Here is a 15587-nt window from a genome sequence, read left to right on the forward strand (position 1 = left end):
CGAGCATGTGCAGCTCCAGGATGGGTTTTGCCGCCGATCCCGGGCGCGCTACCTCTAAAGAGTTGTCGACTGATCCTTGTCAGCAAAAACCTTGGAAGAAAACCCTAAGAAGCTGATAAATCAATGGTTTTAGGGTTTTTCTGTACTACCTCCTTAGAGGTAGACCGCACAAGCATAGGCCTATGCCCCCTAGGGCTTCGTTGACGCAGGTCAAGTTTTTGCGGGGTTGGCCTCTCTAGTCTGCCGCCATGGCTAACTGACTGGAGAGCATTTGTGAACCCACCGCGTGTACGACAAGGCTTGGTGCTGGGCATGAGCACGCTGGCCTTCACTGTCTGTTTCATGGTCTGGATGATGTTTGCCGTGCTCGGTGTACCGATCAAGGACCTTCTCCAGCTCAACGAAACCCAGTTCGGCCTGCTGGCCGCGACCCCGGTACTCACCGGCTCGCTGGTGCGGTTGCCGCTGGGCCTGCTGACCGACCGCTTTGGCGGGCGCAGCGTGTTCTTCCTGCTGATGTTGGCGTGCGTCGCGCCGCTGTATTTGATCAGTCACGCCACCGCCTATTGGCAGTTCCTGGTGCTGGGCTTGTTCGTCGGCCTGGCCGGCGGTTCGTTCTCGGTCGGGATTGCCTACGTCGCCAAATGGTTCGACAAAGAGAATCAGGGTTTCGCGATGGGCATCTTCGGTGCCGGTAACGCCGGGGCCGCGGTCACCAAGTTTCTCGCCCCGGCACTGATCGCTGCCGGAAGCTGGCAGCTGGTGCCGAAAGTCTTCAGCGCAATCCTCTTTATTACTGCGCTGTTGTTCTGGTTCCTCAGCGCTGAAAACAAGGACCACCGCAGTGCCACCGGCGCCACCTTGCGTGAGCAATTGAGCTCGCTGAAGGACCCGGCGGTGTGGCGCTACTGCCAGTACTACTCGATCGTCTTCGGTGGTTATGTCGCCCTCGCGCTGTGGATGACCAAGTACTACGTGCAGGAATACGGTTTCAGCCTGCAAAGCGCGGCGCTGCTGGCGGCCTGTTTTTCCCTGCCCGGCGGCGTGCTGCGTGCGGTCGGCGGCTGGATGTCGGATCGCTGGGGTGCGCAAAGCGTGACCTGGTGGGTGTTGTGGGTCAGCTGGATCTGCCTGTTCCTGCTCTCGTATCCCCAGACCCAGCTGCAAGTGCAAACGATCAACGGCCCGGTGGATTTCCACATCGGTCTCAATCCCGCGCTGTTCACCGTGCTGCTGTTCGTCATGGGCATCGCCTTCGCGTTCGGCAAAGCCTCGGTCTTCAAATACATCGCCAACGACTACCCGAAAAACATGGGTGCGGTGTCCGGCATCGTCGGCCTCGCCGGTGGCCTGGGCGGTTTCGTGCTGCCGATCCTGTTCGGCGCCCTGGTGGACCTCACCGGCGTGCGCTCTTCCTGCTTCATGTTGATGTACGGCGTGGTCTGGGTCTCCCTCACCTGGATGTACTTCAGCGAGATACGCAAAAGCCCGGTGCTGGGTAAAGCGCCGCTGCTGACCCCGTCCCCGATTTCCAGCATTGCCCTAGGAGAAGAACATGTCCGTTCTGCAAAAGCCTGACAAAGGCCCGGTCATTCATGACTGGCGCCCCGAGGACCCAGCATTCTGGGGAAGTAGCGGCAAACAGACCGCCACGCGCAACTTGTGGATTTCCATTCCTGCGCTGCTGTTGGCCTTTGCGGTGTGGATGGTCTGGAGCACGGTGATCGTGCGTTTGAACGCCATCGGTTTCACCTTCACCACTGACCAGCTGTTCTGGCTGGCGGCGTTGCCGGGGCTGTCCGGGGCGACCTTGCGCGTCTTCTATTCCTTTATGGTGCCGATCTTCGGCGGCCGTCGCTGGACCGCCCTGAGCACCGCGTCGCTGTTGCTGCCCTCGATCTGGATGGGCTTCGCCGTGCAGGACCCGAGCACCTCCTACAGTGTGTTCGTGTTGATTGCCTTACTCTGCGGTTTTGGTGGCGGCAACTTCGCCTCGAGCATGTCCAACATCAGCTTCTTCTATCCCAAGTCGCAGCAGGGCACGGCCCTTGGCCTCAACGCCGGGCTGGGTAACCTGGGCGTCTCGGTGATGCAGTTCTGTGTGCCGCTGGTGATTACCTTCGGTGTGTTCGGCTTCATGGGCGGCTCGCCGCAAGCGTTGCCGGACGGCGGTCAGTTGTGGTTGCAGAACGCCGGTTTCATCTGGGTGCCGTTCATTGTCCTGGTGACGGTGCTGGCCTGGTTCGGCATGAATGACTTGTCCAGTGCCCGCGCTTCCTTCAGCGAGCAGGCGGTGATTTTCAAACGCAAACACAACTGGCTGATGTGCTGGTTGTACCTGGCGACCTTCGGTTCGTTCATCGGTTTCTCCGCCGCGTTTCCTCTGCTGATCAAAACCTCGTTCCCTGATGTCATCGCCTTGAAATTCGCCTTCCTCGGCCCGCTGGTTGGCGCCCTGGTGCGTCCATTGGGCGGCTGGCTGGCGGACAGGCTCGGCGGCGCGAAAGTGACCTTGTGGAACTTCGTGGCGATGATCGTGATGGTCTTCGGCGTCATGCACTTCCTGCCGCAGAACGGTGAGCCCGGCAACTTCTACGGCTATCTGGGCATGTTCATGCTGCTGTTCATTACCACTGGCATCGGCAACGGCTCCACCTTCCGCATGATCCCGGTGATCTTCCGTACCCAGCACGAAAAAGCCTCGGCCGGTAAACCACCCGCCGTGCGCGAACAAGCGCTGAAGAATGCCGGCAAAGAGTCAGCCGCCGTCCTGGGCTTCAGTTCGGCCATGGGCGCCTTCGGTGCGTTCTTCATTCCCAAATCCTTCGGCTCTTCGATGGCCCTGACCGGCGGCCCGGAGATGGCCTTCTACATGTTCGTCGGCTTTTACCTGAGCTGCATCGTCGTGACGTGGTGGTGGTACGCGCGCAAAGGCGCAGCGACTCCCTGCTAAGACGACCCGAATCCAACCATTGCGTGGGCGGGGCACAGACTCCGCGACAAAGCCTGAGAGGACTACACCGTGAGTCATTTACTGGATCAATTGCGGTTTTTCAATCGCAAGCAAAACGAGTTTTCCGACGGTCATGGCGAGACCCGCAAAGAGTCTCGCGACTGGGAGAACGTCTACCGTTCGCGCTGGCAGTACGACAAGATCGTGCGTTCCACCCACGGGGTGAACTGCACCGGATCCTGTTCGTGGAAGATCTACGTCAAGAACGGCCTGATCACCTGGGAAACCCAGCAGACCGACTACCCGCGTACCCGTAACGATCTGCCGAACCATGAGCCCCGTGGCTGCCCGCGTGGTGCCAGTTACAGCTGGTACATCTACAGCGCCAACCGGCTCAAATACCCAAAAATCCGCAAGCCGTTGCTCAAGCTCTGGCGCGATGCGCGGCAGACCATGGCGCCGGTGGAAGCCTGGGCCAGCATCGTCGAGGACAAGGCCAAGGCCGACTCCTATAAAAGCAAGCGCGGCATGGGTGGCTTCATTCGTTCCAACTGGGAAGAAGTCAACGAGATCATCGCGGCCGCCAACGTCTATACCATCAAGCAATACGGCCCTGACCGGATCGTCGGCTTCTCGCCGATTCCAGCCATGTCGATGGTCAGCTACGCCGCAGGTTCGCGTTACCTGTCGCTGATTGGCGGCGCCTGCCTGAGTTTCTATGACTGGTACTGCGACTTGCCACCGGCCTCGCCGATGGTCTGGGGCGAGCAGACTGACGTGCCGGAATCGGCCGACTGGTACAACTCCAACTACATCATTGCCTGGGGCTCCAACGTCCCGCAGACCCGTACTCCCGACGCGCACTTCTTTACAGAAGTCCGTTACAAAGGCACCAAGACTGTCGCGATCACTCCGGACTACTCGGAAGTCGCCAAGCTCACCGACCTGTGGCTGAACCCTAAACAAGGCACCGATGCGGCGCTGGCCCAGGCGTTCAACCATGTGATCTTCAAAGAATTTCACCTGGACAAACCGAGCGCCTATTTCACCGACTACGCCAAGCGCTTCACCGATTTGCCGGTGCTGGTGCTGCTCAAGCAAATGGTCGACAAGGCACCGGGCGCCGGTTACCAGCCGGACCGCTTCCTGCGCGCCAGTGACCTGACCGACAACCTCGGCCAGGAAAACAACCCGGAATGGAAAACCATCGCCCTGGATGTCAGCGGCGAACTGGTGTCCCCTCAGGGTTCCATCGGTTATCGCTGGGGCGAGAAGGGCAAGTGGAACATCCTGCCCCGTGAAGGCGGCGAAGGCCGTGAGATCGATCTGAAACTGAGCCTGATCGGCGATGACGTTGCCGAAGTGGCGTTCCCGTATTTTGCCGGCGAGTCCCACGAGCACTTCCAGCACGTGGCCGGTGATGCCGTGCAATACCGCCGCGTGCCGGTGCATAACGTGGTGCTGGCGGACGGCAGCGTGGCCAAAGTCGCCACTGTGTTCGACCTGTCGGCCGCCAACCTGGCCATTGATCGCGGCCTCGGTGGCGAAAACGTCGCCAAGGATTACGACGACGCCTCGGTGCCTGGCACCCCGGCGTGGCAGGAGCAGATCACCGGCGTCAGCCGCGAGAAAGCCATCCAGATTGCCCGTGAGTTCGCCGACAACGCCGACAAGACCAAGGGCCGCTCGATGATCATCGTCGGCGCGGCGATGAACCACTGGTACCACATGGACATGAACTACCGCGGGCTGATCAACATGCTCATGCTCTGCGGCTGTGTCGGTCAGACCGGTGGCGGTTGGGCGCATTACGTCGGCCAGGAAAAACTCCGTCCGCAATGCGGCTGGCTGCCCCTGGCGTTCGGCCTGGACTGGAACCGTCCGCCTCGCCAAATGAACGGCACCAGCTTCTTCTACGCCCACAGTTCGCAGTGGCGCCACGAGAAGATGAGCATGCACGACGTGCTCTCGCCATTGGCCGACAAATCGCAATTCCCTGAGCATGCCCTGGACTACAACATCCGCGCCGAACGCGCCGGCTGGCTGCCCAGTGCACCGCAACTCAACACCAACCCTTTGCACATTTGCCGTGATGCGGCTGCGGCCGGCATGGACCCGAAAGACTACGTGGTCAAGTCGCTGCAGGACGGTTCGCTGCGCTTCTCCTGCGAACAGCCGGACAGCCCGGTCAACTTCCCGCGCAACATGTTCATCTGGCGTTCCAACCTGCTGGGCTCCTCGGGCAAGGGCCACGAGTACATGCTCAAGTACCTGCTGGGCACCAAAAACGGTGTGATGAACGAAGACATCGGCCAGGTCGGCGACTGCAAACCCGAAGAAGCCGAATGGGTGGACGAGGGCGCCATCGGCAAGCTCGATCTGGTCACTACGCTGGACTTCCGCATGTCTTCGACCTGCGTCTATTCCGACATCGTGTTGCCGACCGCAACCTGGTACGAAAAAGACGACATGAACACCTCGGACATGCACCCGTTCATTCACCCGTTGTCGGCCGCCATCGACCCGGCATGGGAATCGCGTTCCGACTGGGAAATCTACAAAGGCATCGCCAAGGCGTTTTCCAGCATGTCCGAAGGGCATCTGGGCGTTGAAAAGGATTTGGTGACCATCCCGTTGATGCACGACAGCGTCGGCGAACTGGCCCAACCGTTTGGCGGCACCGACTGGAAAAGCGACGGCGTGGCACCCGTGCCGGGCAAGAACGCACCGAACCTGCATGTGGTGGAGCGTGACTACCCGAACATCTACAAGCAGTTCTCGTCCCTCGGGCCATTGCTGGAGAAACACGGCAACGGCGGCAAGGGCATCAACTGGAACACCGAAGACGAAGTGAAATTCCTCGGTGAGCTCAATCATAAAGAAGGCGATGCCGGTATCAGCCAGGGTCGGCCGAAAATCGACACGGCCATCGATGCCGCCGAAGTGATTCTGTCCCTGGCACCGGAAACCAACGGCCAGGTCGCCGTCAAGGCCTGGGCCGCGCTGTCGGAATTCACCGGTATCGACCACAGCCACCTGGCGCTGTCCAAGGCCCACGAGGCGATTCGTTTCCGCGATATTCAGGCACAGCCGCGCAAGATCATTTCCAGCCCGACCTGGTCGGGCCTCGAAGACGATCACGTCAGCTACAACGCCGGCTACACCAACGTTCACGAAGGGATTCCATGGCGCACCATCACCGGTCGCCAGCAGTTCTATCAGGATCACCCGTGGATGCAGGCGTTCGGCGAGCAGTTGATGAGTTATCGCCCGCCGGTCAACACCCGCACCATCGAAGGGGTGAAAGGCAAGCGCAGCAACGGCCACAAGGAAATCGTCCTGAACTGGATCACTCCGCACCAGAAGTGGGGCATCCACAGCACCTACAGCGACAACCTGCTGATGCTGACCCTCAGCCGTGGCGGGCCAATTGTCTGGCTCTCGGAGAACGACGCGAAAAGCGCCGACATCGAGGACAACGACTGGATCGAGTGCTTCAACGTCAACGGTGCACTGACTGCCCGGGCGGTGGTCAGCCAACGGGTCAAGGACGGCATGGTGATGATGTACCACGCCCAGGAACGGATCGTGAACGTGCCCGGATCGGAAACCACCAAGACCCGTGGCGGCCACCACAACTCGGTCACCCGCGTTGTGCTCAAGCCGACCCATATGATCGGCGGCTATGCCCAGCAGGCCTACGGTTTCAACTATTACGGCACGGTCGGTTGCAACCGCGATGAATTCGTCGTGGTGCGCAAAATGTCCAAAGTCGACTGGCTCGATGGTTCAAGTGGCGATGACCTGCCACGTCCGCTGCCGACCGATATCGAGGAGAACTGAGATGAAGATTCGCTCACAAATCGGCATGGTTCTGAACCTGGACAAGTGCATCGGTTGCCACACCTGTTCCATCACCTGCAAAAACGTCTGGACCAGCCGCGAAGGCATGGAATACGCGTGGTTCAACAACGTCGAATCGAAACCCGGGATCGGCTACCCGAAAGAATGGGAAAACCAGGACAAGTGGAAGGGCGGCTGGATCCGCAATGCCAACGGCACGATCAACCCGCGCATCGGCGGTAAATTCCGCGTGTTGGCGAACATTTTCGCCAACCCGGACCTGCCGAGCCTGGACGACTACTACGAACCGTTCGACTTCGATTACCAGCACCTGCACACCGCACCACTGGGTGAGCATCAGCCCACTGCGCGTCCGCGTTCGCTGATCTCCGGCAAACGCATGGAGAAAATCGAGTGGGGCCCGAACTGGGAAGAAATCCTCGGCACCGAATTCGCCAAGCGTCGCAAGGACAAGAACTTCGACAAGATCCAGGCGGACATTTACGGCGAGTACGAAAACACCTTCATGATGTATTTGCCGCGCCTGTGCGAGCACTGCCTCAACCCGACGTGCGCAGCGGCTTGCCCGAGCGGTGCGATCTACAAGCGTGAAGAAGACGGCATTGTCCTGATCGACCAGGAGAAATGCCGTGGCTGGCGGATGTGCATCAGCGGTTGCCCGTACAAGAAGATCTATTTCAACTGGAAGAGCGGCAAGTCCGAGAAATGCATCTTCTGCTACCCGCGTATCGAAGCCGGGATGCCGACCGTTTGCGCAGAAACCTGCGTCGGGCGCATCCGCTACCTCGGTGTGCTGCTGTATGACGCCGACCGCATCAGCGAAGTGGCGAGTACCGCCAATGAGCAGGACCTGTACGAGAAACAACTGGAGATCTTCCTCGATCCAAATGACCCGGCGGTGATTCGTCAGGCCTTGGCCGATGGCGTGCCGCAGTCGGTGATCGACTCGGCCCAACGTTCGCCGGTCTACAAAATGGCCGTGGACTGGAAACTCGCACTGCCGCTGCATCCGGAATACCGCACCTTGCCGATGGTTTGGTACGTGCCGCCACTGTCGCCGATCCAGAACGCCGCCACTGCCGGCACCGTCGGTATGAACGGGGTGATCCCGGACGTCGACAGCCTGCGTATTCCACTGAAGTACCTGGCCAACCTGCTGACGGCGGGCGATGAAAAACCGGTCAAGCGTGCGCTTAAACGCTTGCTGGCAATGCGCGCCTACAAACGCTCCGAGCAAGTCGACGGGGTTCAGGACCTGCAAGTCCTGGCGGATGTCGGCCTGAGCGTGGCCCAGGTCGAGGAGATGTATCGCTACCTGGCGATCGCCAACTACGAAGACCGCTTTGTTGTACCGAGCGCCCACCGTGAAGACGCCATGAGCGATGCCTTCGCCGAACGCTCCGGTTGCGGCTTCAGTTTCGGCAGCGGCTGCAGCGGCAGTTCCGACACCAACATGTTCGGCGCCAAGAAGGCCAACCGCCGCGACATCCTGAAAACCGTCCAGTTGTGGGAGGAATGAGCATGCAAATTCTCAAAGTGATTTCGCTGCTGCTCGATTACCCGACCGAAACGCTGATTAGCGGCCGCGACGAACTGGAGCAAGCGATCATCCAGTCACGGGAAATCAGCCCGACTCAGCGCGGTGCGTTGTTCGAATTGTTGGAGTTGATCTGCGGCAATGACCTGATGGACGGGCAGGAGCACTACGGTGCGCTGTTCGGTCGGGGGCGCTCGCTGTCGCTGCTGTTGTTTGAGCATGTGCACGGTGAGTCCCGCGACCGTGGCCAGGCGATGGTCGACATGATGGCGCAATACGAAGAAGCCGGTTTTGCCATCGGCGTCAAAGAGCTGCCCGATTACATCCCGCTGTACCTGGAGTTCCTGTCTACCCGCGAAGACATCGAGGCCCGCGAGGGCCTGGCGGATGTTTCGCACTTGCTGGCCTTGCTCGCGGCACGTCTGGAAGAGCGCGAAAGCGCTTATGCCAGCTGCTTCCGGGCGTTGCTGCAAATTGCCGGGGCCGAGCCGCATCAAGCGGTCGCCGACCTGCGGGCGCAGGTCGCGGCGGAACCTCGCGACGACTCCCTCGAAGCCCTCGACAAGATCTGGGAAGAGGAGGCCGTGGACTTTCTCCAGGCCGAACAGCAGGACCGTTGCAGTTCGCTGCCAAGCGCGCCGGGCAAGGCCCGTGAGGAAAGCGCGGTGCCGTTGCACTGGGTGGATTTTCAGCATGAAGGGCTGGCCGCCGTGCCAGCCAAGGAGGTAGGCAATGTCTAAATGGAACCTGTTGTTATTCGGGGTCTATCCCTACGTCGCCCTGGCGATTTGCCTGATTGGCAGCTGGGCGCGCTTCGATCTGTCGCAGTACACCTGGAAGGCGGGCTCCAGCCAGATGCTCAATCAGCGCGGCATGCGCGTGGCGAGCAACTTCTTCCACATCGGTGTGTTGTTCGTGCTGGCCGGACACTTTGTCGGCCTGCTGACCCCGGCGTCGATTTATCACCACGTGATCAGCACTGAGAACAAGCAGTTGCTGGCAATGGTTTCGGGCGGGTTCTTCGGCCTGTTGTGCCTGATCGGCCTGCTGATGCTGGTTAACCGGCGGCTCAGCGACCCTCGGGTTCGCGCGACTTCCAGCCCTTCAGACATCCTGATTCTGCTGGTGCTGCTCGCGCAGTTGCTGCTCGGTCTGCTGACCATCGTCGCGTCCACCGGACACATGGACGGCTCGGTGATGGTGATGCTCGCCGATTGGGCGCAGAACACCGTGCTGTTGCGTCCGGTGGAAGCAGCGGCGGCCATCGCGCCGGTCGGGCTGATCTACAAGTTGCATGTGTTTCTCGGCTTGACCCTGTTTGTACTGTTCCCCTTCACCCGTCTCGTACACATGATCAGCGCACCGATCTGGTACCTGGGGCGTCGTTATCAAATCGTTCGTCAGAAGTACTGAGGAGACAATCATGTCAGGTGGATGTGGATGTGGTGGTGGTAACGGGGGCAGCGGTGGCTGCGGTTCTTCAAAAAAAGCCGAGGCCGTTCTCGACATCGCGCCGGTCGCAGAGGCGCAGTTTGAAGCCCTGCCGGTTGAGCCCGCGGCGGCCGATGACGCCCCGGCGCAGTTGATCGCCAGCAGTGAACAGGAGTGGCCGATCATCACCGTCAACGAGGTGTCGATCACCCCGGAAGCGATGGCCCAGGAGCTGCAATATCACCCGGCCGAAAGCCGCGAGGAGGCGGTCTATCTGGCCGCCCGGGCGCTGGTGATCCGCGAGTTGTTGCAGCAGCGCATCACCGAACTCGGTGTGTCGCTGGAGATCGGCGCCGGTGAGAACGAAGAAGAAGCGGCCACGCGTTTGTTGCTCGAACGTGAGGTGAAAGTGCCGCAGTGCGACGAGGAGTCGAGTCTGCGTTACTACGAAAACAATCGCGGACGCTTCCACAGTGCACCGTTGCTGGCGGTGCGGCACATCCTGCTCGAATGCGCGCCGGACGATGTCGAGGCCCGGGAGCTGGCGCAGGGTCAGGCCGAAGTCCTGCTGCAGCAACTGGATGAATTCCCCGGCAGTTTCGCCGAGCTGGCGGTGAAATATTCGGCCTGCCCGTCGAAAGCTCAAGGCGGTTCTTTGGGGCAGATCAGCAAGGGCCAGACTGTGCCTGAACTGGAGCGTCAGCTGTTCACCCTGGCACCGGGCCTGGCCAGCAAACCGCTGGAAAGTCGCTACGGCTGGCATGTGATCAGTGTCGATCAGCGAATCGAAGGCATGCCGTTACCCTATGAAGTGGTGTCGACGGCGATCCGTACGCAGTTGCAGCAAGGCGTCTGGCAAAAAGCCCTGGTGCAATACCTGCAAACCCTGATCGGTGCAGCCGATATTCGGGGCATCCACTTGCAGGGCGCCGACTCACCGCTGGTGCAGTGAGCATCGAGGCAAACCGGGAGATGTGATGAACGCTGTAATGCAGGATGGCTTTGGACGGCAGATCGATTATCTGCGGATGTCGGTGACGGACCGCTGTGATTTTCGCTGTGTGTATTGCATGGCGAAAAACATGACGTTCCTGCCGCGTCAGCAGGTGCTCACGCTGGAGGAATTGCAGCGTTTGGCGACGCTGTTCGTTGGCCTGGGTGTACGCAAAATCCGTCTGACTGGCGGCGAGCCGCTGATCCGTCCGGGCATTGTCGAACTGTGCCGCAACATCGCCGCGTTGCCCGGTTTGCGCGAACTGGTGATGACCAGCAACGGCTCGCAACTGGGCCGTCTGGCCCGGCCATTGGTCGACGCCGGGGTCAAGCGGATGAACATCAGCCTCGATAGCCTGGACGGGCAGAAGTTTCGGGCGATCACCCGCATCGGCGATCTTGATCAAGTGCTCAACGGCATTGAAGCGGCGCGGGACGCAGGGTTCGAGCGGATCAAGCTCAACTGCGTGGTGATGAAAGGCCGCAACTTCGATGAAGTCCCGGCGTTGGTGCAGTACGCAATCGACCAGCGCATCGACATCAGTTTCATCGAAGAAATGCCCTTGGGCGACGTCGGTCGTTCCCGGGGCGAATCGTTCTGTTCCAGCGACGAAGTGCGCACGCTGATCGCCAGCCAGCATCGGTTGCTCGACAGCACCGAAAACAGCGGGGGACCGGCGCGCTATGTGCGTCTGGAACGCCATCCGGATACCCGGATCGGTTTTATTTCGCCCAACAGCCACAACTTTTGTGGCAGCTGTAATCGGGTGCGGATGACGGTTGAAGGGAAGCTGTTGCTGTGTCTGGGGCAGGACGATGCTCTGGATTTACGTGGATTGCTGAGGCGTTATCCGTTGGATGATCAGCCGGTGATCAATGCGGTGCAGAAGGCCTTGCGCGGTAAGCCGCTGCGGCATGATTTCAGTCCCGACGGGGAGGTGCAGATTGTGCGGTTCATGAACATGAGTGGGGGTTGATTCGGGGGGCAGTGTTCTGATCCGAAATCCACCCCTCACCCCAGCCCTCTCCCCATAGGGGAGAGGGGAAAGGGGGCCGATCTTCATGCTTTTCGAGCCTGAGTTCGACTCGGGCTTTCAGGTCGATGTAGCTCGAAAGAATACCTCGGTCAGTCCCCTCGCCCCTCTGGGGAGAGGGTTAGGGTGAGGGGTGGATTTCAGATCCGAGTGTTTATACCCGCCTTTTCAATACTTTCCCTTTGCCGCCTCAGGGCGGTTTTTTTTCACCGGCAAATCTTGATATCGATCAATTGCAGAACAGCACTTTGTCCGTAGCCTTCACTGCATGTTGTGGTTTTAAGTTTATTTAAGTCTATATGTAGTGTCTGGAGGCCAAATGCAGAGCACGCTGATCGCAGTAGGATGTAACCGCTTGCACAAACGCGATGGCAGTCAGGTCGCCTTCGATGCCGACAAAATCCGTCAGGCATTGATCGCCGCCGGCAAGGCGACGGGGGAGTACGGCGAGGTTGAGGTTGAAGGCTTGCTTAACGCGGTATTGGCCAGGCTCGAAGGGTTGCCGAGGCTGCATGTCGAGCAAATCCAGGACCGTGTTGAGCGGGTGTTGATGGACGCCGGTTTTTTCCTCGCCATGCGCGCCTACATTGTCTACCGCGAACAGCACGGGCGCTTGCGCCGCGACCGCCGGACCATGGTCGAAGTGGCGACCTCGATGAACGAATACCTGGACCGTGAAGACTGGCGAGTCCAGGCCAACGCCAATCAGGGCTATTCCCTGGGCGGTCTGGTGTTGAACGTGTCGGGCAAGGTCACCGCCAACTACTGGCTGGACGAGGTGTACAGCGAGGCCATCGGCCAGGCCCACCGCGAAGCGGACTTGCATGTGCACGACCTGGACATGCTCGCCGGTTACTGCGCGGGCTGGTCGCTGCGCACCCTGTTGCACGAAGGGCTCAACGGTGTGCCGGGGCGTGTCGAAGCCGGTCCGCCGAAGCATTTGAGCAGTGCCCTGGGGCAGATGGTGAATTTCCTCGGCACCCTGCAAAACGAATGGGCCGGTGCCCAGGCGTTCAGCTCGTTCGACACCTACCTGGCGCCCTATGTGCGCAAGGACCAGCTGAGCTATCAGGAGGTGCGCCAGGCGATCCAGGAGTTCATCTACAACCTCAATGTCCCTTCTCGATGGGGTACTCAGACGCCGTTTACCAACCTGACGTTCGATTGGGTTTGCCCGCAGGATTTGCGGGAACAGATACCCGTCATCGGCGGTGAAGAAATGTCGTTTGCCTATGGCGACCTGCAAGTCGAAATGGAGCTGCTCAACCGCGCCTACATCGAGGTGATGCAGGCCGGTGATGCGAAAGGGCGGGTGTTCACCTTTCCGATCCCGACCTACAACATCACCCACGACTTTCCGTGGGACAGTGAAAACGCCGACCGCCTGTTCGAAATGACTGCGCGTTACGGCCTGCCGTATTTCCAGAACTTCCTCAATTCGGATTTGCAACCCAATCAGGTGCGCTCGATGTGCTGCCGTTTGCAGCTGGATGTCCGCGAGTTGCTCAAGCGGGGCGGCGGCTTGTTCGGCTCGGCGGAGCAGACCGGATCGCTCGGCGTCGTCACCATCAACTGCGCGCGGCTGGGCTATGTGTTCAAGGGTGATACCAGCGGTTTGCTGCAGCGTCTGGACACGCTGATGGAACTGGCGATGGAAAGCCTGGAGGTCAAGCGCAAGGTGATTCAGCACCACATGGATGCCGGTTTGTACCCGTACACCAAGCGCTACCTCGGAACCCTGCGTAACCACTTCTCGACCATCGGCCTCAACGGCATGCACGAAATGCTGCGCAATTTCACCGGCGACGAGGAGGGCATGCACACCGAGCACGGCCGCCGGTTTGCCCTGAATATGCTCGATCATGTGCGTGCCAAGTTGCTGCGTTTCCAGGAAGAAACCGGCCACATGTACAACCTTGAAGCGACACCGGCCGAGGGTACGACCTACCGCTTCGCCAAGGAAGATCTCAAGCGCTACCCCGACATTCTCCAGGCCGGCAGTGTGCAAGCGCCGTATTACACCAACTCCTCGCAACTGCCCGTGGGCTACACCGAAGACCCCTTCGAGGCCCTGGAACTTCAAGACGAACTGCAATGCAAATACACCGGTGGCACGGTCTTGCACCTGTACATGGCCGAGCGGATTTCGTCGACCGAGGCCTGCAAGCAACTGGTGCGCAAAGCCCTTGGCCGTTTCCGCCTGCCGTACCTGACCGTGACCCCGACGTTCTCCATCTGCCCGGTGCACGGCTACCTCGATGGCGAGCATGAGTTCTGCCCCAAGTGCGACGAAGCACTGCTGCTGAAAGAACAGAAACTCGGCACCGTTCATTGATTTCGATCCACTCAACTGCAAGGAGCTTCACCATGACTGCATCGCAAACATTGCCCCAGGCTCAACGTCAACGCTGCGAAGTCTGGACCCGGGTAATGGGCTATCACCGCCCTGTGTCGGCGTTCAATCCGGGCAAACAGTCGGAGCACCGCGAGCGGGTGCACTTCACCGAAAGCGCGGCGCTGGCCGGGCGCCAATGAGTCGAACGCTTCGGGTCGGGGGCATGGTGCCCCTGACCACTATCGACTATCCGGGACAGCTCGCCTGCGTGCTGTTTTGCCAGGGTTGCGCCTGGCGTTGTCGTTACTGCCATAACCCGCAGTTGATCCCGCCTCGTGGCACAGACGAAGTGGATTGGCGGCGGGTGTTGGCGTTTCTGCAACGGCGTCAGGACCTGCTCGATGCAGTGGTGTTCAGTGGCGGAGAGCCGACCTTGCAGGACGGTTTGCTCGGTGCCATGGATGAGGTGCGGGCGATGGGATTTCGCATCGGTTTGCACAGCGCCGGGATCAAACCCGCGGCGTTCGCCAAGGCACTGACCGGGGCCGATTGGGTCGGTTTCGATGTCAAGGCGTTGCCCGAGGATTGCCAGGCGATCACTCGGGTCGAGGGCAGCGGAACGGCCAACTGGCGCAGCCTTGAGCATCTACTGGCCAGCGGTGTCGACTACGAATGTCGCACCACCGTGCATTGGCATCTGTTCGAGCCGTCGCGTCTGCTGATCCTTGCCAAGCGCTTGAGCGAACTCGGCGTCAAACGCTTCGCCGTGCAGTTGGTTCGCACCGAGCGGATGTTCGATCCGCTGTTGCCAAGCGTTTCGGCACAAGCCTTGCTACCTGAGCTGTGGGAGGCCATGCGCGAGTTGTTTCCAGCCTTCGTGTTACGGGGGTAACCGGGGCTGAGGTTTTACGTTTAGCAGGGATATTCATCATTAGGTTTTCAAATGCGCTGCCAATCGGCAGGTATCAAACGGGGAGCATTTGATATGGCCAAATTAACGACAGCACAACGTATCGTCATCGGCTTTGCCATCGCGCCGCTGGCATTGATGGGCATGGCGTTTTACGCGTTGCACGATCTGGCAACGCTCAAGGAGCAGGCGGTCGTCATCGTCAAGCAGGACTGGCCGAAGATCGATCCGATCATGGTCATTGCCACCGGCGTGCGTGATAACGCCAGGAACACCCGGGATTTGCTGATCGATAAAGACAATCAGCAAGTGCAGCAGTCAATCGACACCACCAAGAAACGGATCACCCAGGCGCTCGAAACGCTTGAGCCGTTGTTCTATTTGCCCGAGGGCAAAACCGCTTATGCCGCGCTGAAGAAGAATCGCGAAGCCTATGTTTCGGCGTTCACTCAAGTGCAGGTGTTGATCCGGCAAGGCGCCTTCGATGACGCCATGGCACAGCTGAAACAAAAGGTCGTGCCGGCCGAACG

At 59.9% G+C, this 15587-nt stretch carries 11 protein-coding genes and 1 pseudogene; all 12 read left to right on the forward strand.

Annotated elements, in window-relative coordinates; translation table 11 throughout:
• The first annotated feature begins 273 nt into the window (after positions 1-273).
• Entirely contained in the window at positions 274-1578 is a 1305-nt protein-coding gene (locus ACMXYJ_RS15815; RefSeq protein WP_134102488.1) for an MFS transporter, read from the forward strand.
• Positions 1556-2953, forward strand: coding sequence for a NarK family nitrate/nitrite MFS transporter (locus ACMXYJ_RS15820; RefSeq protein WP_415760582.1), 1398 nt, complete (start codon positions 1556-1558; stop codon positions 2951-2953). Before ACMXYJ_RS15815 ends, ACMXYJ_RS15820 begins: the two co-directional genes overlap by 23 nt.
• A 69-nt stretch (positions 2954-3022) precedes the next feature.
• Positions 3023-6796, forward strand: coding sequence for a nitrate reductase subunit alpha (locus ACMXYJ_RS15825; protein ID WP_415760583.1), 3774 nt, complete (start codon positions 3023-3025; stop codon positions 6794-6796).
• A 1-nt stretch (position 6797) separates the two neighbouring features.
• Entirely contained in the window at positions 6798-8336 is a 1539-nt protein-coding gene (narH, locus tag ACMXYJ_RS15830) for a nitrate reductase subunit beta (RefSeq protein ID WP_046047388.1), read from the forward strand.
• Between the two features lie 2 nt (positions 8337-8338).
• Positions 8339-9094, forward strand: a complete 756-nt coding sequence (narJ, locus tag ACMXYJ_RS15835) for a nitrate reductase molybdenum cofactor assembly chaperone (protein ID WP_223430084.1) — start codon at positions 8339-8341, stop codon at positions 9092-9094.
• The gene (gene narI / locus ACMXYJ_RS15840) at positions 9087-9767 is read left to right on the forward strand and encodes a respiratory nitrate reductase subunit gamma (protein ID WP_128871529.1); all 681 of its coding nucleotides are present in this window, start codon (positions 9087-9089) and stop codon (positions 9765-9767) included. Before narJ ends, narI begins: the two co-directional genes overlap by 8 nt.
• Positions 9768-9777: 10 nt before the next feature.
• Positions 9778-10737: a peptidylprolyl isomerase gene (locus tag ACMXYJ_RS15845; protein WP_415760584.1), complete on the forward strand. Its 960-nt coding sequence runs from the start codon at positions 9778-9780 to the stop codon at positions 10735-10737.
• Between the two features lie 25 nt (positions 10738-10762).
• On the forward strand, positions 10763-11755 hold the full coding sequence (gene moaA / locus ACMXYJ_RS15850) for a GTP 3',8-cyclase MoaA (protein WP_415760585.1): 993 nt from the start codon (positions 10763-10765) through the stop codon (positions 11753-11755).
• 376 nt (positions 11756-12131) lie between these two features.
• Positions 12132-14147: a ribonucleoside triphosphate reductase gene (locus ACMXYJ_RS15855; RefSeq protein WP_415760586.1), complete on the forward strand. Its 2016-nt coding sequence runs from the start codon at positions 12132-12134 to the stop codon at positions 14145-14147.
• Positions 14148-14179: 32 nt separating this feature from the next.
• The gene (gene nrdD, locus ACMXYJ_RS15860) at positions 14180-14347 is read left to right on the forward strand and encodes an anaerobic ribonucleoside-triphosphate reductase (protein WP_017338867.1); all 168 of its coding nucleotides are present in this window, start codon (positions 14180-14182) and stop codon (positions 14345-14347) included.
• The gene (locus tag ACMXYJ_RS15865) at positions 14344-15039 is read left to right on the forward strand and encodes an anaerobic ribonucleoside-triphosphate reductase activating protein (protein WP_415760587.1); all 696 of its coding nucleotides are present in this window, start codon (positions 14344-14346) and stop codon (positions 15037-15039) included. Before nrdD ends, ACMXYJ_RS15865 begins: the two co-directional genes overlap by 4 nt.
• A 162-nt stretch (positions 15040-15201) precedes the next feature.
• Positions 15202-15579: pseudogene (locus tag ACMXYJ_RS15870) on the forward strand (MCP four helix bundle domain-containing protein); the annotation flags it as partial.
• Positions 15580-15587: the final 8 nt, after the last annotated feature.

Origin of the sequence: Pseudomonas arabinosi (assembly GCF_047758675.1) — a bacterium.
Lineage (GTDB): Bacteria > Pseudomonadota > Gammaproteobacteria > Pseudomonadales > Pseudomonadaceae > Aquipseudomonas > Aquipseudomonas arabinosi.